Here is a 26,443-nt window from a genome sequence, read left to right on the forward strand (position 1 = left end):
CCGTACGGCGGCGGAGGTGCGGGCCGGCCGTCAGACCATGCCCGGGTGGCCGCCGGTCAACTGGTCGACCGAACGGCCCCGGAGCGCGGCGCCGCCGGGGGTGTCGGGCGAGGTGCCGTCGTGGTAGCCGAAGGCCGTGACGAAGCTCGTCACCGGGCCGAGCGCGCACCCGACCGCCCCGGCGACCGTCAGCGCGATCAGCGGGGTGAAGAGCACCGGGACGACGCGGTCGGTCGGGGCGACGAAGTGCTCGTCGTGCTCCGCCGCGTTCTTCTGCGCCCAGACGGCGATGCGGGAGTCCGCCGTGGTGGGGGGCTGAAGGGTCGTGGTCATGACCCTCTCCTTTCGTCGGGAGACTCCGAAGCTAGGTGCGCCGGCGGGGCCCGGCATCCGGTCAATGCACCGTCTTGGCGGCCGGTACGGAGGAGTTCTGAGGATTGACGCCGCGGGCCGGTCCGGGTACGGGCGGGGGCAGCGCGCCCGGGGCCCGGTTTGTCAATCCCCCGTAGCCCGCTCGTGTGCGGCGGCCCCTCCGGCGAACTGCGGATGCGCGGGCGCGGGCGGCGGTCCTACGTTCCGGGGCATGGAGACGCCGAGCGGAAGGGCCGGAGCATGAGCGAGCCGACGCACGACGGGGGCGGGGAGCGTACGCGCGAGCGGGACGAGCGCGACCGGCAGGAGGGGACGCGGCCTGCGGGGGCGGGCCGCGGCGCGGAACCGCGCGAGGGGCAGGGGGCCTTGCGCCCTGGCGGGCGGCAGCACGCCGGGCAGCAGGGCGCCGGTACCGCGGCCGGCCAGGGGGCCGGGCGCGGCGGCGGCGGGCGGGGGGCCGAGGAGGCCGCCGCCGTACGGGCCGCGACCGGCACCCTGGTCTACGGCTTCGCGCTCTCCCGGATCACCGGCGCCTTCGTCCGCCTCGGCATCCCCGACGCGCTCGCCGGCACCGCGCTGCCCGCCGACCGCCTCGCCCACGCCACCGGCACCGACGAGCCGTCCCTGCGCCGCCTGCTGCGCGCCGCGACGGCGCTGGGCCTGCTGACCGTACGGCCCGGCCGGCGCTACGAACTGACCCTGCTCGGCGAGCTGTTCCGCGACGACCCGCGGCTGCGCCGGCTCGCGGAGCTGTACGGCGACCCGGCGGTGTGGCAGGCGTACGGCGCGCTGGAGGACGCCGTACGCGACGGCGGCTCCGCCTTCCACCACGCCCACGGCACCGGCCTCTTCGCGGCGCTGGAGACGGACGGGCCGCTGGCGGCACGGTTCAACAAGGCGATGGGCACGGTGACGGCCGCGGTGACCGAACCGGTGCTCGCGGGCTTCGACTTCGGCGGCATCCGCCACCTCGTGGACGTCGGCGGCGGCGACGGCACGCTGCTCGCCGCGCTGTTGCGCGCGTACCCGCACCTGCGCGGCACCCTGCTGGAGCGGCCCGCGGCCCTCGCCGCGGCGCCGGGCGTGCTGCGGGCGGCGGGGGTGGCGGACCGGTGCACGCTGGTGGAAGGCGACTTCTTCGCCGCGGTCACGGCGGGCGACGGCGGCGGCCCGGCCGACGCCTGCCTGCTGAAGAACATCCTGCACAACTTCGGCGACGACGACTGCGTGCGCGTGCTGCGCGCCTGCCGGGCGGCGCTGCGGCCCGGCGGGCGGGTGCTGGTGCCCGCACTCGTCCTGCCGGAGGCGGCGGGCGGGTCCCGTACGCAGGCGGACGCCGAGGTGGCGATGGCGCTGAGCGACGTGGAGATGATGGTGCTGACGGCGGGGCGGGAGCGCACCCTCGCCGAGTACCGCGGGCTGTTCGCCCGCGCGGGTCTCGCGCTGCCCCCTGAGCTGCCCCCGGCTTTGCCCGGTCTTGCGCACCACCACATGCTGGAGGGGACGAGCGGGACACCGCACGAGACGGAGGAGGCGCGGGATGCTGCTGCTGTACGACGGTGACTGCGGGTTCTGCACCGGGTGGGCCGACTTCGGGCGCCGGCGGTTCGCGCCGGACGTGCGGATCGTGCCGTGGCAGTCGGTGGACCCGGCGGTGTACGGGGTGCCGGAGGAGCGGCTGCTGCGCGAGGTGGTGCTGGTCGAGGAGGTGGGGCACGCGCCCTCCGGGGCGGCCCCGGCGGCGACCGCGCCGCCGGGCGGTGCCCTGGCCATCGCCGGCACCCTGCGCAGCGGGAACCGCGCGGGCCGGCTCCTGGGCCGCACGCTCGCCGCCCGGCCCGTACGCCGCCCCGCCGCGGCCGTCTACCGCCTGGTCTCCCGCAACCGCTACCGGCTGCGCTTCCCCTTCCTCCCGGCCCGCTCGGGCGCGAGCTGCGGGCTCCCCCAGCGGTAGCCACCAGGATATTCAACCGAACGGTTGACGATGCGCCGGCGTCCGGGCTAGCGTGTATTCAACCGAACAGTTGAGGACGTGAGATGACCTCGGTCCCCGAGCCCGAGCCCGACGAACGACTGTCGCTGGTGTTCTCCGCCCTGGCGGACCCGACCCGGCGCGACATCGTCGCCCGCCTCACCGCGGGCGACGCCACGGTCAACGAGCTGGCCGAGCCGTACGACGTCAGCGTGCAGGCCGTCTCCAAGCACATCCGCGTCCTGGAGGACGCCGGCCTGGTCAGCCGCAGCAGGGACGCCCAGCGGCGGCCCTGCCACCTGGAGGCGGAGGTCTTCGACCTCATGACGAAGTGGATAGAGCGCTACCGGCGCGCGGCGGAGGACCGTTACCGCCGCCTGGACGCCGTCCTGGAGCGGATGGACGCCCAGGACGTACCGCCGGCGGCGAACCCCCGGACGACGAAGGAAGAAGCATCATGAGCACCACGCCCACCCGCCACCGCAACGAGACCGGGATCGTCCTCGACCCGGCGCTGCCCACCATCGTGATCACCCGGGAGTTCGAGGCCCCGCCCGAGCGGGTGTTCCGCGCGCACACCGACCCCGACCTCGTCGCCCAGTGGCTCGGGCCGCGCGGGCTGACCATGACCATCGACCGGTACGACGCCCGCACCGACGGCTCCTACCGCTACGTCCACGCCGACGAGGAGGGCAACGAGTACGCCTTCCACGGCGTCTTCCACGAGGTGCGCCCCGCCGACCGCATCGTCCAGACCTTCACCTACGAGGGCATGCCCGACAGCGTCAGCCTGGAGACCGCCGTCTTCGAGGACCTCGGCGGGCGCACCCGGCTCACCGCCACGTCGCTGCTCGACTCCCTCGAATCCCGCGACGGGATGATCGCCAGCGGCGCCGAGACCGGCATCCGCGAGGGGTACGAGCGGCTCGACTCCCTCCTCGACGGCACCCAGGCGGCCGAAGAGCACCGCCGGATCGCCGCCGGCTTCACGGCGCGCGTCCGCGGCGTCGAGGCGGGCAGGTGGGACGACCCGGCGCCGTGCGAGGGGTGGGTCGCGCGGGACGTCGTACGGCACCTCGTCGAGTGGTTCCCGGGCTTCCTGAAGGCGGGCGCGGGCATCGAGCTGCCGCAGGGCCCCCCGGTGGATGAGGACCCGGTGGCGGCCTGGCAGGTCCACAACGACGCCGTGCAGTCGCTGCTGGACGACCCGGCCACCGCGGGCAGGACGCTCTCGCACCCGCAGACCGGCGACCTGCCGCTGGCCCAGGCGATCGACCGCTTCTACACGAGCGACGTCTTCATGCACACCTGGGATCTGGCCCGGGCGACCGGCCAGGACGAGCGCCTGGATCCGGCCAAGTGCGCCGCTCTGCTCGCGGGGATGCTGCCGATGGACGAGGTGCTGCGCGGCAGCGGCCACTACGGGCCGCGCGTCGAGGTCCCGGACGGCGCCGACGTGCAGACCCGCCTGCTGGCGTTCATCGGCCGCACGCCCTGAACCCGGCCGTACGCGACCGGCCCCGTTCCTGTCCCTGCCGCGCCGCCCGTGGCAGGGACAGGACCGTGCGTGCAGCGTATGCGCTGGTGAGCCGCCCGGCGCGGGTCATGCCGGGGATTTGGCCGATGCTTGACGGTCACTTGGCCAGCCGCTGGCTAACCGCGGGCCCGGCGAGCCCGCCCCCGAACGGCCGGGGAGACCCCGGCTCCGGGGGCCGGGGCCGCCGTGATCGGATGGCGCCATGTCCCCCGAATCCCGTGCGCGGCTCGTCGCCTTCGGCGACGAACTCCTCGCCATCCACCGCGGGCTCCGCGCGGAGCTCGCCCGGCTCCGTACGGAGACCGACGACTACCTGGCCGGCGGCCCCCGGCCGCGCGACCTCAAAGCCCACTGCCTCGCCTTCTGCACCGCGCTGACCTCGCACCACACCGGCGAGGACCGCGGCGCCTTCCCCGCGCTCGCCGCGCGCGACCCGGAACTGCGGCCGCTGATCGCCAAGATGGAGGAGGACCACGCGATGATGAGCGGCCTCCTGCAGAGCCTGGAGCGGGTCCTCGACCAGGTGTCCGAGGACCCCGACGAGCAGGACGCGGCGCGGGTACGGGGCGAGTTGGAGGGGCTGAGCGCGATCGTGGAGTCCCACTTCCGCTTCGAGGAGCGGACGATCGTCGCGGCCCTCGACGCCCTGCCGGCCGACGCCGGCAGCACCGAGGACCTGCTCGGGCTGCCGGGCACGGGGAAGGACGGCGCGTAGCCCCGGGAGGCCGGGGCTACGGGCCTGACCCCCGGGGCCGGACCCGGGGGTCAGGCGGCGCGGAAGGCGGCGGCGTCCATCGGCTCGATGCCGTACGTCACCGAGCCGACCGGGATGCCGCCGGCGACCTCGTGGATACGGGCCGCCGCGTCGGCCTCGGGACCTCCGCCCGCAGACAGGGCCGGCTCGACGCCGCCGAGGAGCATCTCTACGCCGCGGAGCAGGCCCACCGCGACGACGGCCACCGCTCGGGGCTCGCCTACGTCCTCGCCGAACTCGGCTTCGTCGCCGAGCAGCGCGGCGACGCGGACCGGGCCCGCGCCCGGCACACCGAGAGCCTGGCGCTGGCCGCGCCGCTTCCGACCCGCGGGCCGTGGCACTGGCGACCGAGGGGCTGGCCGGCGCCGCGTCGCTGGCGGGCGACGCCGGCGACGCGGCCCGCCTCCTCGCCGAGGCCGCCCGCATCCGCCCCCTGCCACCCGCGGAACGCACCGACGCCGACCGCATCACGGCCCGGATCGCGGACGCCGCAGGTCCGTAGGACACCCGGACCGCCGCCCCCGGCCCGTACGACGCGCACGTCACCCCGTGCGCCGTCCGCGCTTCCCGCCCGTGGCGCTCCCGCCGCACCACCCCCGCCCGCCGGACGCCCCCTCCCCCACCCGGCGCACAATGGTCATGTGTCCACCTCCCCGGCAAAGGCCGTCATCCGCCCCGCGACCGCCGACGACATGGCGGCGACCGCCGCGATCTTCGCCCACTACGTCGACCACACCGTGATCTCCTTCGAGCTGACCCCGCCGCCCGTCGGCCACTGGCACCGGCGGCTGGCGGAACTGACCGACCGCGGGCTGCCGTTCCTCGTCGCCGACGTGGACGGGACCGTCGCCGGGTACGCCTACGCCGGGCCCTGGCGGCCGAAGCCGGCGTACGGGCGGACCGTCGAGAACTCGGTCTACCTCGCGCCCGGCAGGACCGGGCAGGGCATCGGCGGCGCGCTGCTCGCGGAGCTGGTCGACCGGTGTATGCGGGCGGACGTGCGGCAGATCATCGCCGTCATCGCCGACACCGGCAGCGACGCCTCGGCGGGGCTGCACAGGCGGCACGGGTTCACGCAGGTGGGGCGGCTGACGGAGGTGGGGTTCAAGAACGGGCAGTGGGTCGACACGATCCTCATGCAGCGCACCCTGAACGGCGCGGACCCCGCCGGGTAAGCCCCCGCACGCCGTACATCGACGACGCCGCCCGCCGCCCCCACTCCAGGGGCGACGGGCGACGGGAGGGCCGGCATCAGCGGTACGTCGTCGGCGGGGGAGCCGCCGCCGGCCCGGGCCAGGCCGCCGGTTCCGCCCGGTACTGCCACCCAGGACCCGGCTGCCCCGGCGCCGCGGGCGCACCCCGCTGCGCGGGCGCACCCTGCCACCCCGTGCCGGAGCCCCGCGCCGCCTCCGCGTCGCCGGCCGGCCGGTGTGCCCCGTACACGATCAGCGCCCACGCCAGCAGCCCGAAGGCGACCGTGTGCAGCACCGCCCGGACGACGTTCAGGGCCACCCACCTGTCCTCGAAGTCCGCCCGGACCGCGGCCAGGTCCTGCACCCGGTCCGGGTCGCCGGCCTGTTCGAGCTGGTCGTTCAGCGGGACGTTCCCGGCGACGGTGACGCCGAACGCGACCACGTACACCACCAGCGCCGCGATCAGCCACGGCAGCGCCTCGCGGCCCTGGCCGCGCCACGCCAGCACGACGGCCAGGCCGAGCAGCGGGAGCGAGCCCATGAACGGGAGCATGAACACCGGATTGATGATCGCCTTGTTGATGCCCTGCATCGCCTCGACGAGGGTGCGGTCCGAGGACCGCCCCAGGCCCGGCATCACCGCGTAGGCGAAGGCCGCGAAGAGGCCGGCCATGAGTCCTGAGGTGAGGACGCCGGCGAGCAGGGTGGCTGTCTGAAGGTTCTTCACGAGGCGTTCTCCGGGTTCCAGACGCCCGTCGCGGCGGTGGCGCGGGCGTAGCCGGCGAAGTCGCGGGCCGGGCGGCCGAGGAGCTGCCCGACACCGTCGTCGAGGTGGGCGTTGCGGCCGTCGAGGACGCTGGTGAAGAGGTACGTCAGCAGGTCGCTGACCTCCTGCGGGGCGCCCTCCGCGGCCAGCCCCCCGGTGAAGTCGGCCAGCGGGATCGTGACGTAGCTCAGATCCCGCCCGGTCGCCGCGGCGATCTCCGCGACGGCCTCGGCGAAGGTGAGCAGCCGGGGTCCTGTCAGCTCGTACGTGCGCCCCACGTGGCCGTCCTCGGTGAGGGCGGCCACCGCCGCGGCAGCGATGTCGTCGGCGTCCACGAACGGCTCGCGGACGTCACCCGCGGGCAGCGCCACCTCTCCGGCGAGCACGGGGTCGAGCAGGTAGCTCTCGCTGAAGTTCTGCATGAACCACGCCGCCCGCAGCACGGTCAGGTCCGCGCCCGTCGCCGCCACCGCCTTCTCCGTGGCCGCGGCCTCCTCCTCGCCGCGGCCCGACAGCAGCACCAGGCGCCGCGCGCCCTTCGCCACCGCCAGCTCGGCGAAGGCGCCGACGACCTCCGGCGCGCCGGGGACGGCGAGGTCCGGGTAGTAGGAGAGGTAAACCGAGCGCACGCCGTCGAGCGCGGGCCCCCAGGTCGCGCGGTCCTCCCAGTCGAAGGGGACGCCGCCGGAGCGGGAGCCGATACGGACCGGCAGGTCGCGGCCGGTCAGCAGGTGGACGAGCCGGCCGCCGGTCTTGCCGGTGCCGCCCGTGACGAGGGTCAGGTCGTGGCGAGTCATACGGAGTCCTCCCCGGATGCGGTGCGTGGTGTGGGCGGTGTGTTTCCGCCACACCACGACCCTCCGCCGAAAAGGAATCGACAACAACGAGCAACCGGGCAAGTATCGTTAACCGGGGGTTGACGATCCCCGGATATCCCCTCTGACCAGGGGTGATCGTGACCGTAGCCGGAAGGGGGCGCCATGGAGCGGCGCGAGATCGAGACGTTCCTCGCGCTGGCCGAGGAGCTGCATTTCGGCCGCACCGCCGAGCGGCTGCACGTGTCGGTGGCGATGGTGAGCAAGTCGGTGAAGAAGCTGGAGCGCGCCGTCGGGGCACCGCTGTTCGACCGGTCGAGCCGCCGGGTGGAACTGACGCCCATCGGCCGCCGCCTCTACGACGACGTGCAGCCCGCGTACCGGCAGCTCCTCGACGGCTTCACGCGCGCCGTGGCCGCGGGCCGCGGGGTGGAGGGGGTGCTGCGGGTCGGGTTCCTCGGCACCGCCGTGGCGCAGTTCGTGATGCAGGTCGCCGAGGAGTTCCGCATCCGGCACCCGGACTGCCGGGTGGAGATCACCGAGGCGCGGTACGCGGACGTGGCCGGGCTGCTCGCCGGGGACGTCGTGGACGTGCTGCTGCTCGCGGCGCCGGTCTTCGACCCGGAGCTGTCCGCGGGCCCGGTGCTGTTCAGCGAGCCCCCGGTGCTGGCGGTCTCCGCCCGGCACCCGTTCGCGCGCCGCGCGTCCGTCTCGCTGGAGGACCTGGCCCGCGACAAGGTACTGCGCCCGCGCGCGATCCCCGACGAGGTGGACGCGCTCTCGGTGCCGGCCGTCACCCCCGCGGGCCGGCCCATCGAGCGCGGCGACGACTTCGCCACGATCCAGGAGATGTTCGCGCTCGTCGGCGCCGGCCGCGGCGTCTTCCCCGTCCCGACGCACGCGAGCCTGTACGACGCGCGCCCCGACGTCGTCTACGTGCCGATGTCCGACGGGCTGCCGTACGAATGGCGGCTGATGTGGCGCACCGCGGGGGAGACCAACCGGATCCGCGCCTTCGGCGTCGCGGCCCGCGACTTCGTCGCGGCGAACGGCAACCCGCTGCTGCCGGCGGACCGGTAGCGGGGGCCCCTTGCCGGCTCACTCCATAGCGGCGGACTCACTTCCCAGCCGCGGGACTCGACCCGCAGCACCCAAGTTCGGCCCCGCGGGAGCGTACGCCCCCTCCCCGCCGTGCGCCGCACGCGCCCGCCCGTCTCAGACCGGCCGCGGCGCCCTGAGCGTCGCCCACACCGCGAACCCCGGTCCCGACGGCTCCGTCCCCCACGCCTCGCTCAGCGCCGCCACCAGGCCCAGCCCGCGCCCGCACTCGTCCTCGGGCCCCGCGACGGTGTGGATCGGGACCCCGTACGACCCGCCCTGGTCCCGCACTTCCAGCCGCACCCCCGGCGGCCGCAGCGCCAGCCGGCAGACGATCCGGCCGCCGCTCGCGTGCAGCACGGCGTTGGTCACCAGCTCGGAGATCACCAACTGGGCCGCGTCGCACGCGTCGCCGCCCAGCCGCCAGCCGTCGAGCAGCCGCCGGACGTGCGCCCGCGCCTCGGCCGCCGCGGCGGCCCTGGCCACGAGCTCGAAGCTCTCGCCGTGCGCCGCGGCGTCGAAGTCCGCCGTCGTGCCGAGCGCGATGTGGGATGAGGAGGCCATGGGCCGGATGCCTTCCGTACGTCCGTCGAGGGGGACACGGCGTCCGACCGCCCCGGAGATTCGCACGTGGGCGGGCGTCGGCCGTGTGAACGGCGTCACTCGCCAACTATGCGTGGGCCGGTCACCGATCGCAAGCGCTGTTTTGCAGACTGCACATGCGGGAATGCATAACGCTGCGAACGATCCCAGTGGCGTGGCACACTGCGCACCGGCAACCCCACCGACAACGCCCCACAGTTGTTCCGGGAGGTGCAGACGCGATGGCGCGAGCGGGCGGCGAGGCGGGCGCGGCGGCCATATCCGGCCAGTCGGCCCCCACGGCCGGGCAGCTCGTGCTGGGCCGCCGGCTGCAGAACCTGCGCGAGAGCGCCGGGTTCACCCCCGAGCAGGCCGCCAAGGCGCTGCGCGTCAACGCGACCAGCGTCCGGCGCATGGAGAAGGCCGAAGTCGGCCTCAAGTACGCCTCCGTGGAGAAGCTGCTGCGCACCTACGGTCTGCCGCAGAACGACATCGAGTCCTTCCTCGACCTGGTCGAGGAGGCCAACAAGCCCGGGTGGTGGCACCGGTTCCGCGACGTCCTGCCGGAGCAGTTCGGCCTGTACGTGAGCCTGGAGTCGGCCGCGACCCTCATCCGCGCGTACGAGCCCCACTGCGTGCCCGGACTGCTGCAGACCGAGGACTACGCCCGCGCCCTGCTCTCCGCCGGGCAACTGACGCTGGCCCCCGGCGAGCGGGAGCGCCGCGTCACCCTGCGGATGGAGCGCCAGGGACTGCTCATACGCGAGCCGAAGCCGCTGCGGCTGTGGGCCATCGTCGACGAGGCGGCTCTGCGCCGCACCGTGGGCGGACCGCAGACGATGCGCGCGCAGCTCGACCGGCTGGCGGAGGCCACCCGGATGCCGAACGTCACCCTCCAGGTGCTCCCGTTCGACACCGGCCCGCACCCGGCCATGTACGGGCCGCTGCACCTGCTGCGCTTCCCCGCCCCGGAGCTGGGCGACTTCGGCTACAGCGAGAGCCTGACCGGCCCCGCCTACGTGGAGGACACCGCGCTGGTCTCCCAGTGCCTGGAGGCCCTCAACCGGATATCCACCCAGGCGCCGCCGGCACATCAGACCGAGAACATCATCGCCAGCATCCGGAAGGAAGTATGAGGATGGCGCACACGCACGGTACGAACGACGCCCACCGCACCGGCGCACCGGGCGGGGGGCAGGTGTACAACGGCATGCCCGCCCGCGAGCTGGGCACCGACGGCTGGGACAAGCCGTGGAGCGGCCCCAACGGCGACGCCTGCGTCGAGGCTAAGCGGCTCGTGGACGGCCGCGTGGCGCTGCGGCAGAGCACCGCGGACGACGGTCCCGCGCTGATCTACACCGCCGAAGAGATGCGCGCGTTCATCGCGGGTATCAAGAACGGGGACGCGGACTTCCTGCTCTCCTGACGGGCACACCGGCCGCTGCCCCCGCGCGTCCCGTACGCCGCCCCCCACCGCCGAGCGCCGGCACGACCGAAACGGACTGACCAGGTGACCGACGAGACCGCCGATCCCACCCGCGTCGACCAGACCCGGGCGCACCCCGCCCGCATCTACGACTACATCCTGGGCGGGCACGACAACTACGAGGTGGACCACACCGCCGCCCGGCAAGTGCTCTCCGTCTGGCCCCAGGCCCGTACCGCCGCCCGCGTCAACCGCGCGTTCATGCGCCGCGCGACCCACTGGCTGGCCGCCGAGGCGGGCATCGACCAGTTCCTCGACATCGGCACGGGCATACCCACGGAACCCAACCTCCACCAGGTCGCGCAGGACGCCAACCCGGCCGCGCGGGTCGTCTACACCGACAACGACCCGCTGGTGCTGCGGTACGCCGAGGCCCTGATGACCAGCGCGTCGCAGGGCCGCACCGCCTATCTGCACGCGGACGTCACCGCGCCGCACACGATCCTGGACGCGGCCGAGTTACGGGGCACGCTGGACCTGGACCGGCCGGTCGCGCTCTCCTGCAACGCGCTCTTCCACTTCATCCCGGACCGCGACGCACCCCACGAGATCATGGAGACGCTGCTCAAGCCGCTGGCCCCGGGCAGCTTCCTGGCCCTGTCGCACGGCACCCCCGACTTCGACCCCGAGGGCATGGGGAAGATCCAGGAGATCTACCACCGGCAGGGCATCCCCCTGACCATACGCGCGAAAGAGTCGATAAGACCCTTCTTCGCCGGTCTTGAGCTGGTCACTCCGGGCCTGGTCCCCCCGCACCGCTGGAAGCCCGGCAGGGACCCGGACGCCGGCAGCGAAGCGGAGTTGCTGGACGCGGAGGTGTCCCAGTACGCGGCGGTGGCGCGGAAGGCGTAGCGGACCGGGGGCGGCGGACGCCGCGGGTCAGGGGCGCCGCACCTCGTCGTACGGGCCGAGGAAGGCGAACGCGCCGCCGCGGGCCTGGTAGAGGAAGAGGGTTCCGGGCAGCTCCAGTTGGTGTGTCCAGTCCTGCGCGAAGCGGAGGTTCTTGGCCACGCCGCGGTACGTGTCCCGGAACAGCTCCTGCGCGAGGGCCCCGCGGTCGACGGTGTCGCCCGTCGCGGTCTTCTTCTGCCGGGCGATCGCCGCCGCGACCAGGCCCACCGCGTCGTACGCCTCGGGCGCCCAGCGCGGCGGCGCCACGCCGTACGCGCCGCGGTACGCGGCGGCGAAGTCCCGCGCCGCGGCGGGGTCGGTGAACGGGGCGGCGGACAGCCAGCCTTCGGCCGCGGCGGTGCCGGCCGCCGACAGGAACGCCGGGCCCAGGGTGTGCCAGGTGCCGCCGCGGACGCCGGTGAAGCCGGCGGCGGTCAGGGCGCGGGCGCACCGGCCGGCGCGGTCCGGGGACCCGCCGGCGTAGAGGACCGCCTCGGCGCGTTCGTCGAGCGCGGAGCCGACGGCGGCGGTGATGCCGTCCTTCGTCCCGTGCACGGAGACGCTGCCGCCGTTGGGCGGATTGTCGATCAGGGCCCGGGCGAACTCCCAGGCCGCGTCGCCCTCGTCGCGGAGGACGGCGGTGTGCACGACGGGGCGGACGTCGGTCAGGTAGCGGAGGAAGGCCGCGGGCACCAGTTCCTCGGGCGCCCGGGTGACGGCGAGCGTCTCCGCGTCGGCCTGCGGGACGCCGGTACCGTCGACGCCGACGAGCACGGCGCCGAGCCGGGCGGCGCGGTAGACCCCAGCGGCGGCCCGGGCACCGGCGGCCGTGGTCGGCCCGAGGACGGCCCGTACGGCGGCGTCATCCGCGAACCGCCGGGCGGCGCGCGCGGCGCCCTCCCGGCTGCCGCCGTCGTCGGCGACCTCCAGGGCGAGGCGGAACCCGGTGTTCTCGCGGGCGTTGTGCCGGTCGACGGCCAGCCGGGCGGCGCGCTCGTGGGCGCGGCCCGCGTCCTTCCCCGGCCCGCTGAGGTCGGCGTGCAGCCCGAGGGTGTGCACGGAAGTGTCCCCCGCGCCCGACGTCCCGCCCCGGCCGAGCCCGTACGCGAGGAGCCCGCCCCCGGCAGCGACGGCCCCCGCCACCCCGCCGGCCACCAGGAACCGCCGCCGGGTGGGCGGCGTGGGCGGCGGGGAGTCGGAGACGAGGGTGTCGCGGGCCGGAGGCGGAATATCGAGCGCCCGGGCGGCCCGCTCGGCAACCACCCGCACCACCGCACCCGGCAGCCAACTCACGGGATCCGCAACGGTGTCCCCTGACCCGCCCGCCGCGGGCGGCCGCGCAGCCGGGGGCCCGGGACGCGCCGCGCCCGCACCGCCGGCGGCGGGCGGCGGCTCCGGCCCCTCCCCCGCGGGCCCCGGCTCCCCCGCCGCCGACTCCAACGCCGCCGCCAGCTCCGCCGCGGTCGGGCGGTCCCCCGGGGGTTTGCTCAGGCACCGTTCCACCCAGCCCCGTAGCGGCCCCTCCGGGACCCCGGACAGGTCCGGGGACTCGTGGACCGTGCGGAAGACGACCGCCGCCGGGTTGCCCGTGCCGAAGGAGCGGCGGGCCGAGGCCGTGTAGGCCAGGACGCAGCCGAGGGCGAAGACGTCCGCGGGCGGGCCGACTTCGGCCGCGCCCGTGCCGGCCTGCTCCGGGGCGAGGTAGCCCGGGGAGCCGATCACCACGTCGCTCTTCGTCAGCGCCGTCGCCCCCGGCGCGCGGGCGATGCCGAAGTCGATGAGCCGCGGGCCGTCGAGCGTCAGCAGGACGTTGCCGGGCTTGACGTCCCGGTGGACGAGGCCCGCGCGGTGGACGTCCGCGAGCGTACGGGCCAGGTACGCGCCCAGCCGCAGGACCGCCGGCTCCGGCCACGACCCGTGCCCGTCCACCGTCTCCGTCAGCGTCGGGCCCGGCACGAACTCCGTGGCCAGCCACGGTTCCCCGGCCTCCGCGTCCGCCGCGACGACCGGGACCAGCCCGCGGCCCCGCAGCCGGCCCGCCGCCGTCACCTCGCGGCGGAAGCGGGTGCGGAAGTCCGGGTCCGCGGCGTGCTCCGCGCGGATCACCTTCAGCGCGACCAGCGCGCCGCCCGGCGTCCGGGCGAGGTAGACCACACCCATGCCGCCGGCGCCGAGCCGCGCCAGCAGCCGGTGGCCGCCGACGGCCCCGGGGTCGCCGGAGGTCAGCGCGCGCACGGCACGGGTCCCCTCACTCGCCCGTGTCCGCGGGTCCCGCGTAGCCGAAGCGGCCGTCCGCGGCGCGGTAGTGGAACATCTCGACGCCCTGCAAGTAGCCGTCCTGGAACGCGTACTCCCTGACCAGCCCGCGGTACGTGCCCTTCGCCAGCAGCCCGAACAGCTCCCCCCGCGCCGGCCGGCCGCCGCCCCCGGCGGCCTCGGTGAGCCGGTCGAGCACCATCCGCGTCACGTCGTACGCCTCGGCCGCCCACCGCCCGGGGGCCTGCCCGTACCGTGTGCGGAACGCCGCGGCGAACTCCGCGACCGGCTTCGCCCCCGGGTCGATGTACGGCGCGTACGCCTCCCAGCCGTCCGCCGCCGCGCCCGCCCGCGCGGTGAACTCCGGCCCGGCGGCGGGGTAGCCGAGGATCCGTACGCCCGTGAAGCCCCGTCCCGCGAGCCCGCGCGCGAGGTCCGCGCCGCGCCGCGAACCGCCCGCGTAGTAGACGGCGTCCGGCTCCCGGTCCAGCACGTCCGCCAGCACCGCGACGGGCGAGGCCGCGCTGCGCGGCACCACCCGCGGGTACACCTCGATCTCCACCAGCCCGATGGTCCTGTACGCGAGGTGGCCTTCCTCCCACGCGAACTCGCCCGCCGCCCGGTCGATCACCATGCCCAGCCGGCGCACCCCCGCGGCCCGGAGCATCAGCGCGGCGGGCAGGCTGGTGGTGCCGTAGGTCGGCACGGTCTGCAGCAGGGAGCGGCGGGAGGCGGTGCCGTACGCGCCCTGCGCGGAGGAGACCGTGAGCTGCGGGACGCGCCGCTCGTCGTACGGGCCGAGGGCCGCGCCGGTGGTCTTGTCGCCGGTGGAGCCGACGACGGCCAGCACGTCGCGGTCGGCCGCGAGCCGCCGCGCGGCGCGCTCGGCCCCGGCGGGGTCGCCGCGGTCGTCGGCGACGGCGACGTCCACCTCGAAGGGCCGGCGCTTCCGGGCGTTGAACTGCTCGACGGCCAGCCGCACCCCGCGCTCCTGCGCCCGCCCCGCCGCCCGCTGCGGCCCGCTCAGGTCGGCCTGGACGCCGAGGATCCACCGGCGCGCGGCGGGTCCCGGCCCGCCGTCGTCCCGCAGTCCCGCCCAGAGCGCCGCGCCCCCGCCCGCGGCCAGCAGCGCGGCGCCGCCGGCGCCGAGGGCGAGGAAGCGGCGGCGGCCGGTGGCGCGGCCCGGCCCGGGCGCCGCAGCCTCCGTGGCGTCGATGTCGGGCAGCGCCAGGATCGCGGCGGAGCGGTCGGCGATCAGCCGTACGACCTCGTCCGGCAGCCACTCCGCGGTGCCCTCGGGGGCGTCCTCGACCAGGGCGTCGTCGAGTTCGGTGGCCGTCGGGCGGGCGGCGGGGTCCTTGGCGAGGCAGCGGACGACCACCTCCCGCACGCCGTCGGGGACATCGGCCAGGTCCGGCTCGTCGTGCACCGTGCGGTACAGCAGCGCGTCCACGGCGCCGGTGCCGAACGGCGGGCGCCCGGTGGCCGCGTACGCCAGCACGCAGCCCAGCGCGAACACGTCGGCCGCCGGGCCGACCTCCCGGCCCCGCGCCTGCTCGGGCGCGAGGAACCCGGGGGTGCCGACGACGGCGTCCGGCGAGGTGAGCGCCGTCTCCTCCGGGGAGCGGGCGATGCCGAAGTCGATGAGCCGCGGGCCGTCAACGGCGAGCAGCACGTTGCCGGGCTTGACGTCCCGGTGGACGAGCCCGGCCACGTGCACGGCGGCGAGCGCACGGGCGAGGATCTTGCCGAGTATCCGCGTGCCGCGCTCCGGCAGCGGGCCGCAGCGGGCGACGGCCTCGGCGAGCGCGGGGCCCGGCACGAACGCCGTGGCCAGCCAGGGGGCTTCGGCGTCCGGGCCGGCGCCGGTGACGGGCACCACCCACGGGCTGCGCACCCGCCGGGCGGCGGCGACCTCGCGGCGGAACCGGGCGCGGAAGTCCGCCTCCGCGGCGTACTCCGGGCGGATCACCTTGACCGCCGCCAGCCCGCCGGTGTCCGCGCGGCCGAGGTAGACGACGCCCATGCCGCCGGCGCCGAGCCGGGCGAGGAGGCGGTGGCCGCCGATCCGTACCGGATCCGAGGGCGTGAGCTGCTCCGTCACCGGCCGTTCCCCTCCGCGCCGTTGCCCTGGGCACCCTTGCCCTGAGCGCCCGTGCCCGCCGCGCCCGCCGCGGCCTCCCCGCTCTTGCCGCCGGTCCCGTCGCGCCCGAGCGCGTCCACCACCCGCCGGAGCATCCGGACCCCCGCCTCCCGCCCGATGTCCTGGGCCTCCGTCATGTCGTACCCGCGCCCGGCCCTGACCGAGACCGAGACGGTGACCTGGCCGAGCCGCATCTGCATCCAGGCGTACGGGGCCGGTGCCGCGCCCGCGCCGCGGTAGTCGCCGCTCTCGCGCAGCACGTCGTCGGCATAGCCGTTCGCGGAGTCGCCGTAGTAGGAGGCGGACGAGATCAGGTCCGTGAGCCGTTCGCCCGCGCCGAGTTGCTGCTCGGGACAGCGGAGCATCTCCTCCAGCATCCCCGCGTTCTCCCAGTCCGCCTCCCCGGCCGTGCGGTGCACGGTGACCACGGCGACCAGCCGGGCGGCGCCCTTCCCCGCCGCGGGCGGGACCTCGAAGTACCGCGTGAGCGTGGCGAGTACGCCGTCGGGCAGCGGCTCCCGGTGCCAGACGCAGTCGTCGCCGAGGACGGACCAGCGGCCGGGGTCGCTCTCGTACGGCGTGGCCTCGACCGCCTCGGGGCCGAAGAGCGCGGGGTCCGCGATGACTTCGTCGATCAGGGTGCGGGCGGCGGCTTCGTCCCGCGGGGCCTTCGCCGGGTCGGCGTCGAGCGCGGAGGTCGGTGCCGGGGTCGGGGCGCTCTGCGTACCGGAAGCGCGCGACGGTCCGGCGGCGGGCTTCCCGTCGTCGCCGGTGCAGCCCGCGAGGGCGAGCACGGCGGCGAGCAGCACGGATCCGGCGCACCCCGCGGGCCGTCGTCGCACGAGTCTCCCCCACCCTGACGTGACGCAGCTCTCCCCGTCCCCCGGTAACGGATCGTACGGGGCGGGTCGACACGGTGTCAGCACGGGCGTGTACGGATCACGTAACACCGCGTGAACGCCCGGCGTTGGGGCGGGGGCGGGCGGAAGGCGGGGTGCGGTACCCGCCTTCCGCCGCCGGCCTCAGCCGGTCGCCAGCCGGCGGGTCACCTGCACCCGGGACTGGCAGCCGAGCTTGCGCATCACCTTGCGCAGATGGTTCACGACCGTCCACTCGGCAATGCCGAGCCGGCGGGCGATGACCCGGTTCGTCAGCCCTTCGGAGACCAGCAGCGCGACCTCCAGCTCCCGCTTGGTGAGGATGTCGGCCACGTCGGTGGGCACGTCGTCCCCGGCCACCGGGCGGGCGTCCGCGGCGGGCATCAGACGCAGCGCCGCCTCCCAGGTCAGCTCGGCGCCGGAGCGCCACGCCCACATGTAGTCGTCGGCGGTCAGCTCCTGGCTGGCGGTGGCGAGGATCGCCGTGGTCAGGTCGGTCAGCGGCCGCGGGCGGGGGTGGCCGAGCCGCCGGCGCAGCAGGTTGGCCAGGCCCAGCGTCGCCGTGAGCAGCCGCCAGTCGGTGATCCGGCGCCACTTGTACAGCGTGATCGCCAGTATCTCCAGGCACTCGGGCTGCTCCGCCGCGTCCGCGAGGCCGCCGAGCTGCTCGGCGGCGTCCGCGAACAGGGCCCGCGCCTCCGCCGAGTCCTGCTCCAGCAGCCGGACGGAGGCGAGGACGTAGCGGGCGGTGACCGCGCCGCCGAAGTCCTCGCGGCCCAGCTCCGCCGCCAGGGCGGTACGGGCCAGCTCGTCGGCGCGGGCCAGGTTGCCCGCGTCGCGCGCCACCACGGCGAGCCGCCGGCTGAGATACCGGCCGACGCTGATCGCGGTGTCCCCGGTGACCCCCGCGCGGGCGGGAGAGGCCAGGACGGCCAGCCCCTCCTCGAACCGGCGGCGGGCGCGCTCCAGGTCCCCGGCGGCGTACGCCTCGTCGCCGAGCAGCCCGAGGCAGCGCACCAGGCCGACGTCGCAGTGCACGGCGCGGTAGGCGTCGCGGGCCTGGGCGAGATAGCCGCGGGCCGCGCCGGAGCCGAGCCGCATCGCCAGCCCGCCGGCGGCCTCCAGCGTCCTGGCGTGCAGCCGGGCGTCCTCGACGCCGGCCCGCAGCACCTCCTCGGTCAGCCGCAGGCACTGCCGTGTCTGGGCCGCGCCGGTGGACTGGTCGCGCAGCGCACCGGCGATGAGGGCCATGAACCGGCCGTCGCGGGCCTCCCGCCAGTAGCCGAACGCCGCGAGCAGGTCCGCCCGGGTCTCCGGTCCCGGCGCAGTGCGCGGGCCGGCGGACGGGGCGCCCGGCTCGGACGGCGTGGGGTGGGGCGTGGCGAGCGCGAGGAAGTACTCGCCGTGGGCCTTGCGCAGCGTCTCGTGTACGGGCAGCAGGGCCAGCGACCTGGCCGCGGCGTGCCGTACGGAGCTGGGGATGCTCAGACTCAGCTCGCCGTCGGGCCGCTCGTCGGGGATGAGCACGCTGGCGTCGATGAGCCGTTCCAGCGTCCGGTAGCCGGCGGCGTCGAAGCCGGTGAGCACGCCGGCCGCGGCCCGGGTGGTGAACGGGCCCTCGAAGATCGCCAGTTGGTTGAGGAGCAGCCGCTCCTCCGCGGGCAGCCGGGCGAACACCCAGGAGACCATGCCGGAGATGCTGGAGTGCCGCGAGTACGGGTGCTGGTCGATGCGCCGCAGGTCGCCGGTGCCGCGCTCGAAGCGCTCCAGGATCAGGTCGGGTTCGGCGAGCTTGACCTGCTCGGCGGCCAGCTCGATGGCGAACGGCAGCCCGCCGACGAGCCGGCAGAGGGCCAGCACGTAGCGGAAGTTCTCCGCGGTCAGCTTGAACTCGGGCCGTACCGCCCGCGCGTACTGTACGAACAGCTCCACGGCCGGAATCCGCGAGACCGCCGGCAGGTCGGCCTCGACGCCGTTCCCGGTCGGCAGCGGCCGCAGCCGTACGACCCGCTCGCCGTACAGCCCGAGGCGGGCCGTGCCGACCGTGACCACCCGTACCTGCGGGCAGCTCCGCCGGAACTCCGTGAGCAGTGGCGCCAGTTCATCGGCGACGTCCTCGTAGTGGTCGAACAGCACGGTGTACGGCCCGGGGCCGAGGCCCTCCAGGGCCGACTGGACGGCGGCGGGGCCGTCGTGGAGCTGCTCCTTGAGCCGGCGCAGCATCAGCGCGCCGATGGCCGGGTCCGTGATCCGGCCGAAGTCGAACACCTCGACGGTGCCGCCGGGGCCCGGCCCGAAGCGGCGGAGGTACTCCATGACGAGCCGGCTCTTGCCCACGCCTGCCGGTCCGGTGACGGTCACCAGACCGGCGTCGGGCGCGGACAGCACGGTGGCGAGCCGGTCGAGGTCGCGGGTGCGGCCGACCAGCGGCGTGGGCGTGTCGCCCAGGTATCCGGCGGGGCTGGTCGCCCGGCCGGTTAACAGGTCCTCGGGACCCCACGCGTCCTCGTGCTCCTTGGCCGCGACTACGGCGCCGGCGTTCACGGCGCCGCGTCCCGGGAGGTGCCGGAAGCGACCGCCGACCGCGTACCCGTCGAGACGACCGCCCTCTTGCCATCAGGGCTCACTGCATTCCCTCCGCCGAAAGCTGTCCCGCTCCCCCGTGCCACGGTCGGCTCGCCCCTCTACCTGGCGAAGATCAGTGTGGCGGGCGAGGGCGTGGGCTGGAACGTGATCTCCTCGAACTCCGACTTGACCAGCCACTCGTGGTAGTCGGCCCGCCGCCAGGTGCTGCCCTGCCTGCTCTTCAGCAGCATCTCCGAGGCGAACTGCAGGGCGTACTTCGAGCCGCCGCCCCGGTCGTCGTCCACGACGTAGTCGGAGACGACCAGCGTGCCGCCGGGCTTCAGGGCGGCCCTGATCTTCGCGAAGAGGGCCATGTTGTCCTGCGGCCCCTCCTGGCGGGCGATGTTGGAATACACCACGTAGTCGTACGCGGACGTGCCGAACTCCGTGGTGTGGAAGTCGCCGTCGACGTAGTCGACGCGCTCGCCCACCCCGCGCTCGGCGAGCAGCCGGCACGCGATGGCGTTGATGGGCGCCCAGTCGAGCTGGGTGGCGCGGGCGGCCGGGTTGAGCTCCAGCCAGGTGCCGGAGATGATGCCCGAGCCGCCGCCGATGTCGAGGATCGAGACCTCCCCGGCATCCGCGATCCCGAGGGCCTCGGCGGCGATCTCCGTCGCCGGCACCGACGATGCGGCCAGCGCCGTGACCAGCGCCTCCCAGTGCGGGTTGTCGGCGACCTCGACCACGGAGGTGGACAGCGGGCCGCCGGACCGCACCACCTCGGGCAGGTCCGTGAGGGAGCCCATGTGGCCCATCTTGAACTGGGCGAAGCTGGTGAGGCTGGTCGGCAGGTGGTCCACCAGGTAGGTGGCCGCCTCCTCGGTGTTGTGGTATTCGCCGCCGCTCCGCTCGACGAGGTCCAGGCTGACCAGTCCGTCGAGCAGGGCCTGCGTGCCGCGGAGGGACAGTTCGGCGCGGGCGGCGAGGGCGTCGACCGTACGGGCACCGTCCTGGATGTGCGTGAACAGCGCGTACTTCGCCGCGGTCCCCACGATGCCGGTGGCCCAGTAGCCGGTGATGAGCCGCAGCACCCGATCGGAGTTGGGACGGCCGTCGCTCATGCCGCTCCTCCCTTGTTGCCCTGCTGGGCAGGGGACGTGGTCCGGGGCGCGGCGGAACCTTCGTAGTGCCGCGAGGAGCCGGTGTTGTTGCGCAGCGCCGGGCGCAGCGCCTCGACGACCCGCTCGGCCTGCTGGACGGAGAGTTCGGCGTGCATCGGGATGGCGAGCTGGCGCTGTGCGAGGTCCGCCGAGACGGGGCACGTCTGGCCGGTCTCGTACGCGGGCTGCAGGTGGCTGGCCCAGGTGCCGTGGCCGCAGCCGATGCCCTGGGCGCGCAGGTCGGCGGCGACGCCGGCCCGGTCGACGCCCGGGTCGAGCGTCAGCAGGTACGACTGCCAGGCGTGGGTGCGGTCCGCGGGCACGTACGGGACGGTGACGAGCTCCTCGTCCTTGAGGAGTTCGCCGTAGCGGGCCGCCACCCGGTTGCGGCGGTCGAGCAGCTCCTCGATCCGGCCGAGCTGCACCTGGAGGATCGCGGCGGAGATGTCGGACAGTTTGTAGTTGTAACCGATGTCGGTGAAGATCGGGATCGGCAGGCCGATGACCCGGGCCTTGTCGAAGATGCTCCCGATGCCGAACGACGAGCGCAATCGCACATCCGCGCCAATCGCCGGGTCCTCGGCGAGCAGCGCGCCGCCCTCGCCGCAGGTGATCCCCTTGCGCCCGTGGAAGGACAGGCAGGCCACCGGTGCCAGCGAGCCGGCCGGGCGGCCCTGGTACGTGGCGCCGATGGCGCAGGCCGCGTCCTCGATGAGGAACAGCTTGTGGCGGTCGGCGAGTTGCCGCAGCTCCGCGTAGTCGGCGGGCAGCCCGACGGTGTCCACGGCGATGATGCCGGCGGTGCGCGGGCCGATGAGGTCGGCGACCGCCTCCGGGTCGACGGTGCCGGTGTCGGCCCGTACGTCCGCGAACACGGGAGTGGCGCCGACGTAGTGCACCGCGTGGGCGGGCGCCGGGAAGGTGTAGTCGGCGACGATCACCTCGGCGCCGGGCTCCACCTTCAGCGCGAGCAGGGCGAGGTGCAGCGCGGCGGCGCAACTGCTCAGCGTGACGGCGTCGGCGACGCTGTAGCGGCGGGCCAGCTCGGCTTCGAGGGCCTTGCCCCGCGGGCCCTGGCCGGCCGTCCAGTCGGAGTCGAACACCTCCTCGACGGCGGCCAGCTCCTGCATGCCCAAACTCGCGTGAACCAATGGAATGCTGTCCATCGTGCCCTCTCGGGTGGTGCTGGTGGAGTGGCCGGTTACCCGTAGCGAAGCGGCGTGATCTGTTTGACGTCGTAGCGGTCCCGGAGAAGCTGCACGGCGCCGGGGTCCACGGTCTTGCCGCTGGAGAAGATCTCGCAGATCTCCTCGAAGTAGCGCTCGTGGTCGGGCGGCGGTGAGCTCTGGAAGAGCATGCGCGTCGGGGTGCTCGTGGGGTTGCGGAAGGCGTGCGGGGTGCCGCTGTCCACGAACATGCAGCTTCCGGGCCCGGCCCGCAGGGGCTTGCCGCCCTCGGGGGACTCCCAGTTGTGCCAGGTGTCCTCGGTGCGTGCGACGGGCTCGAAGGCGAACAGCTCCAGCTCGCCTTCGAGGACGTAGAAGAACTCCTTGGCGTCCTCGTGCACGTGCGCGCCGACGTCGAAGCCGGGTGGGACGACGACCTCGAAGGTGGAGGCGAAGCCGTTGTCCGCGCCGGTGACCTTGAAGGTCACCTCCTGCGCCTTCGTGATGAGCTTCCGTCCCTGACCGGGCGGGACGACCAGGCTGGTCATGCGATCTTCCCTTCGTGGAGGCTGACGGGGCACGGCGGTTGTACGCCGGCTCAGCCGACGGCGGCGGCGACGGGCGTACCGGCCGCCTGCTGCTGCGGGTCCTCGCCGACCCAACTGCCCACCGACATCTCGGCGGTGATGCCGGGGCCGAAGCCCGCGATCATCCCGCTGGCACCGGGCACGACGGAGTTCTCCTCGAAGAGGCGGCGCAGCGCCTCCAGCACGACGGCGCTGGCGATGTTCCCGTAGTCGGTGAGGGTCGACCAACTGTGCCGGAACATGTGCCGGTCGGTGTTGAGGAACTTGCTCAGGTCGTCCAGGATCCGCGGCCCGCCGGCGTGGATGATGTAGAAGTCCAGGTTCTCGACGTCCCAGCCGTGCTTCGTGGCCAGTTGGCGCAGCACCGGGGCCAGCGGCTCCATGGTGCCGGGCACCCGGCGGTCGAGCTGGAAGTGGAAGCCGGTGGAGCGGACCGCGTAGGAGATCCACTCCTCGGTGTCCGGGATGAGGTACGAGGCGTTGCGCTCCAGCGTCACGCCGGTGCCCCCGCGGCCGCGGACGACGGCGGCGGCGACGGCGTCGCCGAACAGGCCGTCGGAGAGCAGCGAGCCGATGCCGTCGTCCTCCGGCTGGTAGCAGAGCGAGCACAGCTCGGCGGAGACGATGAGGACGTTGCTGCCGGGGTACGCGCGGCAGAAGTCGTGGGCGCGGTTGATGGCGGCGCCGCCCGCGGCGCAGCCGAGCTGCGCGATGGGGATCTGGCGGGTGTCGGAGCGGAAGCCCATCTTGTTGATCAGCCACGCGGTCAGCGACGGCATGAGGAAGCCGGTGCAGGACACGTAGATGATCGCGTCGATGTCCCGGGCGGTCACGTCCGCGTTCGCCAGGGCCTCTTCGATGACCGGCGGGGTCATCCTCTTCGACTCGACCTCGTAGACCCGGTTGCGCTCCTCCAGGCCGGGGTGGTCGAGGGTCTTCTCGATGGGCTGGACGATGTGCCTTTTACGCACACCGGTCTTCTGGATGAGTCGAAGCGCCAACGGCAACTGCGGCTTTCCCGCGTGCACCTTCTTGGCGAATTCCAGGGTCTCTTCCATGGTGATGACGTATTCCGGCACGCTCACCGCTGGCTTGCAAAGAGTCGACATGCCTGGCATCCACCTTCTGAGGTAGAGGTTTCCCCGAAGTTTCCCGTCGCGCCCGTTCGGGGTTACAGCAAATTCGGCCGCGCCGCCGCCGCTATAGCAACGGTGCACAAGCGATGTATATGTTTGCTCATTTCGCTTGCGATCGGCTTGGTGTCGACTTGGCAACGCGAGGGGAATGCCCGCCGATCATGCGGGGGTGCAGGTCACGCCTGCACGACGCCCTCCCAGGGGCGTGCTGCCGACCGCGCCGCCCGGACTCGGGGCGGGCGAGGACGCCGGCGGCCGGCTCGATGCCGGCGCGGCCGAGTCTCCCCGTACAGGGCGCGGTTGCGCAAGTTGCGTACGGCACGGGAGGGCCGGTGCGCCCCACAGGGGCCCCGGCCCTCGCCGTCCGCCGTGGTCAGCGCGAGCCGACGACCTCGCTGCGGCGGCCGGAGACCGCCTCGGTGACGGAGCGTGCGATGTGCTGGCCGGTGAGCCCGGCCTGTTCGAGGATGCCGCCGCGGCTGTTGTGGTCCAGGAACTCCTGCGGCAGGCCGAAGGACGTCACCGGGGTGGCGACGCCCGCGTCGCGCAGATCGCGGCAGACGGCGTCGCCGAAGCCGCCGGAGATGCCGTTGTCCTCGACGGTGACCACGAGGCGTACGTCGCGGGCGGCGGCGGCCAGCGCCGGGTCGACCGGCTTGACCCACCGCGGGTCGACGGCGAGCGCGCCGATGCCCTGGTCCGCGAGCCGGGCCGCGGCGTCCGCGCACACCCCGGCCATCACGCCGGCGCCGACGAGCAGCACGTCGGTGGCGGTGCCCTCCCCGGGGCGGGCCACGACGTCCATGCCGCCGAGCTTGCCCAGACCCGGGACCTCCTCGCCGGCCGGCGCCTTCGGCCAGCGCAGCAGCGTCGGGCCCGTGGAGTCGTCCAGCGCCTCGGTCAGCAGCTCCGAGAGCCGCTGGGCGTCCCGCGGGGCGGCGACGCGCATGCCCGGGATCATCTGGCTGATCGAGCCGTCCCACATGCCGTTGTGGCTCGCGCCGTCCGGGCCCGTGACCCCGGCGCGGTCCAGCACGAAGGTGACCGGCAGCTTGTGCAGGGCCACGTCCATCAGCATCTGGTCGAACGCCCGGTTGAGGAACGTCGAGTAGAGCGCCACCACCGGGTGCAGCCCGCCCATCGCGAGCCCCGCCGCCATGGTGACGGCGTGCTGCTCGGCGATGCCGACGTCGAAGACCCGGTCCGGATGTGCCTTGGCGAACGGCGCGAGCCCGGTGGGGTGCAGCATCGCGGCGGTGATCGCCACCACGTCCTCGCGCTTGCCGCCGATCTTCAGGATCTCGTCGGCGAACACGTGCGACCAGGTCCGCGCGGCCTTCTTCACCGGCGCGCCGGTCAGCGGGTCGGTGTTGGCACCCACCTGGTGCAGGTGGTCCTCGTCGTTGTTCTCGGCGGGCGCATAGCCGTGGCCCTTGCGGGTCAGCACGTGCACGATCACCGGGCCGCCGAAGTCCTTGGCATGGGCCAGCGCGAGTTCGAGCCCCGCCTGGTCGTGGCCGTCGATGGGGCCGACGTACTTCAGGCCCAGATCCTCGAACATCACCTGCGGCTGCAGGACGTCCTTGAGACCCTTCTTGATCCCGTGCAGCGTCTCGTAGAGGGGCGCGCCGACCAACGGGGTCCTCGGCAGCGTCGACTTGATGGAGGCGAGCACGTTCTCGTACTTCTGCGACGTCCGCACCTGCGCGAGGTGGGTGGCGATGGCGCCGTGCGTCGGCGAGTACGAACGCCCGTTGTCGTTGACGATGATCACGACCCGGTTCGACTTGGCCGCGGCGATGTTGTTCAGCGCCTCCCAGGCCATCCCGCCGGTCAGCGCCCCGTCGCCGATGACGGCGGCCACCGTCCTGTCGTCCTCGCCGCGCAGCTTGAACGCCTTGCCGAGACCGTCGGCGTACGACAGGGAGGTCGAGGCGTGCGAGTTCTCCACGTGGTCGTGGGGGGACTCGGCCTGGCACGGGTATCCGGACATGCCGCCGGGCTGCCGCAGGGTGGCGAACTCCTCCTGCCGGCCGGTCAGCAGCTTGTGCACGTACGACTGGTGGCCGGTGTCGAAGATGAGCGGATCGCGGGGGGAATCGAACACGCGGTGCATGGCGATGGTGAGTTCCACCACGCCGAGGTTCGGACCGAGGTGCCCGCTGTTCGCCGACACCGTGGAGATCAATCGGTCCCTGATCTCGGCGGCAAGACCGGTGAGCTCATTCGGCCCAAGGTCCTTGAGATCCTTCGGACCACGGAGCGAATCTAGAAGTGTCATGGAACAACACTCGGGGCCGGGACCGAATTCAGCAAGGAGTCCCGCGAGGCAACATGTTGCCGGTGGCCCGGCATGGCAGACTCTTGTCATTTTTGCGGGCGTTTGATCGATCGGTCCCGGCCGCCGCGGGCGCCAAGCCGCCGCCAACTCGCGGCACAGTCCTGCCCAAGGAGCGTCCCCATACTCAAAACCGTGGAGCGGTGCGGCGAGGCATTAATTCAAGTAACGCGGGAGCGCTCGTCCGCCGCTCCACTATCCACTTTCCGGTACGTGCAGGCGCCGCCGCCGGCCGGGGCTACCGGACTTCGGGTACGGCGACGCCGAACTGGAAGCCCACGCCCTCGCCGATGAGGAGAATCACGTCGCCGGGGGTGCAGCGGCCGCTCTCCGCGAGTATTCGAGGGCGCTGAACTGGTCGCCGGGACCCATGTGGCTCGTCGTCGCGAAGTAGTCCCATGTGGTGCGGGAGACGGGAATCTTCAGCATGTCGAAACACCGCTGCAGGAATGCCTCACGACCGCCGGCAGGACCCGCTGGCCACGTCGTCGAGGCTGACACCGGCCGGCGCCAGGGCACGGTCGGCGGTGACCGTCAGACCCTCTTCGAGGCGCCCGCGCACCTCGGCGGTGTCTAGGGGAAGACGCTGACGAACAGCAGGTTGCGTATGCCGGCGGCCGGCACGTCCGACCTCGCGGTGGCCGAAAGGGCGGCGCCGGACGCCAGGTCGGGGAGGGAGCTGGATTCGTCCGCGATGGTGACGCCGGTGTATTCGGCCCGGTAGTCACCCCGGCGGGGGATCGCACGT

The 26,443-nt window shown here is 74.2% G+C and carries 26 protein-coding genes; 11 read left to right on the forward strand and 15 right to left on the reverse strand.

What is annotated here, in order from left to right; translation table 11 throughout:
- Positions 1-30 precede the first annotated feature (30 nt).
- A complete protein-coding gene (locus CXR04_RS10265) occupies positions 31-333 on the reverse strand; it encodes a hypothetical protein (RefSeq protein ID WP_101421540.1) in 303 nt (100 codons plus the stop codon).
- 279 nt (positions 334-612) lie between these two features.
- Here CXR04_RS10265 and CXR04_RS10270 point away from each other — a divergent pair, with 279 nt between their 5' ends.
- The 5 genes from CXR04_RS10270 (at position 613) to CXR04_RS10290 (ending at position 4,596) form a co-directional block, all read left to right on the forward strand.
- A complete protein-coding gene (locus CXR04_RS10270) occupies positions 613-1,935 on the forward strand; it encodes an acetylserotonin O-methyltransferase (RefSeq protein ID WP_234380149.1) in 1,323 nt (440 codons plus the stop codon).
- On the forward strand, positions 1,913-2,326 hold the full coding sequence (locus tag CXR04_RS10275; RefSeq protein ID WP_101421541.1) for a thiol-disulfide oxidoreductase DCC family protein: 414 nt from the start codon (positions 1,913-1,915) through the stop codon (positions 2,324-2,326). The genes CXR04_RS10270 and CXR04_RS10275 overlap by 23 nt, the downstream gene beginning before the upstream one ends.
- An 83-nt stretch (positions 2,327-2,409) precedes the next feature.
- Positions 2,410-2,805 carry an ArsR/SmtB family transcription factor gene (locus CXR04_RS10280; protein ID WP_101421542.1) on the forward strand — a complete coding sequence of 132 codons (396 nt, stop codon included), beginning with the start codon at positions 2,410-2,412 and terminating at the stop codon, positions 2,803-2,805.
- Positions 2,802-3,842 carry a TIGR03086 family metal-binding protein gene (locus CXR04_RS10285; protein WP_101421543.1) on the forward strand — a complete coding sequence of 347 codons (1,041 nt, stop codon included), beginning with the start codon at positions 2,802-2,804 and terminating at the stop codon, positions 3,840-3,842. Before CXR04_RS10280 ends, CXR04_RS10285 begins: the two co-directional genes overlap by 4 nt.
- Before the next feature lie 241 nt (positions 3,843-4,083).
- A complete protein-coding gene (locus CXR04_RS10290; RefSeq protein WP_101421544.1) occupies positions 4,084-4,596 on the forward strand; it encodes a hemerythrin domain-containing protein in 513 nt (170 codons plus the stop codon).
- Positions 4,597-4,646: 50 nt separating this feature from the next.
- Here the strand turns inward: CXR04_RS10290 and CXR04_RS34795 are convergent, their stop codons facing one another.
- Entirely contained in the window at positions 4,647-4,925 is a 279-nt protein-coding gene (locus CXR04_RS34795; RefSeq protein ID WP_159072300.1) for a hypothetical protein, read from the reverse strand.
- 44 nt (positions 4,926-4,969) lie between these two features.
- Here CXR04_RS34795 and CXR04_RS34800 point away from each other — a divergent pair, with 44 nt between their 5' ends.
- Positions 4,970-5,137, forward strand: coding sequence for a hypothetical protein (locus tag CXR04_RS34800; protein WP_159072301.1), 168 nt, complete (start codon positions 4,970-4,972; stop codon positions 5,135-5,137).
- Between the two features lie 139 nt (positions 5,138-5,276).
- Positions 5,277-5,810: a GNAT family N-acetyltransferase gene (locus CXR04_RS10300; protein ID WP_101421545.1), complete on the forward strand. Its 534-nt coding sequence runs from the start codon at positions 5,277-5,279 to the stop codon at positions 5,808-5,810.
- A gap of 76 nt (positions 5,811-5,886) precedes the next feature.
- On the opposite strand, the gene CXR04_RS10305 is transcribed toward CXR04_RS10300, so the two are convergent.
- Positions 5,887-6,555, reverse strand: coding sequence for an anthrone oxygenase family protein (locus CXR04_RS10305; protein WP_101421546.1), 669 nt, complete (start codon positions 6,553-6,555; stop codon positions 5,887-5,889).
- Complete coding sequence (locus tag CXR04_RS10310; protein ID WP_101421547.1) at positions 6,552-7,391, reverse strand: NmrA family transcriptional regulator; 840 nt, start codon at positions 7,389-7,391, stop codon at positions 6,552-6,554. The genes CXR04_RS10305 and CXR04_RS10310 overlap by 4 nt, the downstream gene beginning before the upstream one ends.
- A gap of 183 nt (positions 7,392-7,574) precedes the next feature.
- On the opposite strand from CXR04_RS10310, the gene CXR04_RS10315 reads away from it, so the two are divergent.
- Positions 7,575-8,489 (forward strand): LysR family transcriptional regulator, encoded by a 915-nt coding sequence (locus tag CXR04_RS10315; protein WP_101421548.1) that lies wholly within the window; start codon positions 7,575-7,577, stop codon positions 8,487-8,489.
- Positions 8,490-8,624: 135 nt separating this feature from the next.
- On the opposite strand, the gene CXR04_RS10320 is transcribed toward CXR04_RS10315, so the two are convergent.
- Positions 8,625-9,071: an ATP-binding protein gene (locus tag CXR04_RS10320; protein ID WP_101421549.1), complete on the reverse strand. Its 447-nt coding sequence runs from the start codon at positions 9,069-9,071 to the stop codon at positions 8,625-8,627.
- A gap of 260 nt (positions 9,072-9,331) precedes the next feature.
- Between CXR04_RS10320 and CXR04_RS10325 the strand changes: the two genes are divergently transcribed.
- The 3 genes from CXR04_RS10325 (at position 9,332) to CXR04_RS10335 (ending at position 11,427) form a co-directional block, all read left to right on the forward strand.
- Positions 9,332-10,225, forward strand: a complete 894-nt coding sequence (locus CXR04_RS10325) for a helix-turn-helix domain-containing protein (RefSeq protein WP_101421550.1) — start codon at positions 9,332-9,334, stop codon at positions 10,223-10,225.
- Positions 10,222-10,515, forward strand: a complete 294-nt coding sequence (locus tag CXR04_RS10330; RefSeq protein WP_101421551.1) for a DUF397 domain-containing protein — start codon at positions 10,222-10,224, stop codon at positions 10,513-10,515. Before CXR04_RS10325 ends, CXR04_RS10330 begins: the two co-directional genes overlap by 4 nt.
- A gap of 84 nt (positions 10,516-10,599) precedes the next feature.
- Entirely contained in the window at positions 10,600-11,427 is an 828-nt protein-coding gene (locus CXR04_RS10335; protein WP_101421552.1) for an SAM-dependent methyltransferase, read from the forward strand.
- 27 nt (positions 11,428-11,454) lie between these two features.
- Here the strand turns inward: CXR04_RS10335 and CXR04_RS10340 are convergent, their stop codons facing one another.
- From CXR04_RS10340 to CXR04_RS36400, 10 genes are all read right to left on the reverse strand, one after another.
- The gene (locus CXR04_RS10340) at positions 11,455-13,701 is read right to left on the reverse strand and encodes a bifunctional serine/threonine-protein kinase/ABC transporter substrate-binding protein (RefSeq protein ID WP_101421553.1); all 2,247 of its coding nucleotides are present in this window, start codon (positions 13,699-13,701) and stop codon (positions 11,455-11,457) included.
- A 13-nt stretch (positions 13,702-13,714) separates the two neighbouring features.
- On the reverse strand, positions 13,715-15,826 hold the full coding sequence (locus CXR04_RS10345) for a bifunctional serine/threonine-protein kinase/ABC transporter substrate-binding protein (protein ID WP_101421554.1): 2,112 nt from the start codon (positions 15,824-15,826) through the stop codon (positions 13,715-13,717).
- Positions 15,823-16,707: a hypothetical protein gene (locus CXR04_RS10350; protein WP_234380150.1), complete on the reverse strand. Its 885-nt coding sequence runs from the start codon at positions 16,705-16,707 to the stop codon at positions 15,823-15,825. Before CXR04_RS10350 ends, CXR04_RS10345 begins: the two co-directional genes overlap by 4 nt.
- 180 nt (positions 16,708-16,887) lie before the next feature.
- Positions 16,888-19,287, reverse strand: a complete 2,400-nt coding sequence (locus CXR04_RS10355) for a LuxR C-terminal-related transcriptional regulator (RefSeq protein ID WP_101421556.1) — start codon at positions 19,285-19,287, stop codon at positions 16,888-16,890.
- A 140-nt stretch (positions 19,288-19,427) separates the two neighbouring features.
- Complete coding sequence (locus tag CXR04_RS10360; RefSeq protein ID WP_101421557.1) at positions 19,428-20,429, reverse strand: class I SAM-dependent methyltransferase; 1,002 nt, start codon at positions 20,427-20,429, stop codon at positions 19,428-19,430.
- Positions 20,426-21,634, reverse strand: coding sequence for a DegT/DnrJ/EryC1/StrS family aminotransferase (locus CXR04_RS10365; protein WP_101421558.1), 1,209 nt, complete (start codon positions 21,632-21,634; stop codon positions 20,426-20,428). Before CXR04_RS10365 ends, CXR04_RS10360 begins: the two co-directional genes overlap by 4 nt.
- A gap of 35 nt (positions 21,635-21,669) precedes the next feature.
- Positions 21,670-22,182: a cupin domain-containing protein gene (locus tag CXR04_RS10370; protein ID WP_047018081.1), complete on the reverse strand. Its 513-nt coding sequence runs from the start codon at positions 22,180-22,182 to the stop codon at positions 21,670-21,672.
- Between the two features lie 50 nt (positions 22,183-22,232).
- Positions 22,233-23,330: a type III polyketide synthase gene (locus tag CXR04_RS10375; RefSeq protein WP_199850432.1), complete on the reverse strand. Its 1,098-nt coding sequence runs from the start codon at positions 23,328-23,330 to the stop codon at positions 22,233-22,235.
- Positions 23,331-23,730: 400 nt separating this feature from the next.
- Positions 23,731-25,638, reverse strand: a complete 1,908-nt coding sequence (gene dxs / locus CXR04_RS10380) for a 1-deoxy-D-xylulose-5-phosphate synthase (protein ID WP_101421559.1) — start codon at positions 25,636-25,638, stop codon at positions 23,731-23,733.
- A gap of 357 nt (positions 25,639-25,995) precedes the next feature.
- The gene (locus CXR04_RS36400) at positions 25,996-26,124 is read right to left on the reverse strand and encodes a hypothetical protein (protein ID WP_267898184.1); all 129 of its coding nucleotides are present in this window, start codon (positions 26,122-26,124) and stop codon (positions 25,996-25,998) included.
- Positions 26,125-26,443: the final 319 nt, after the last annotated feature.

This window comes from Streptomyces sp. CMB-StM0423 (assembly GCF_002847285.1).
In the GTDB taxonomy this organism is placed as follows: Bacteria; Actinomycetota; Actinomycetes; order Streptomycetales; family Streptomycetaceae; genus Streptomyces.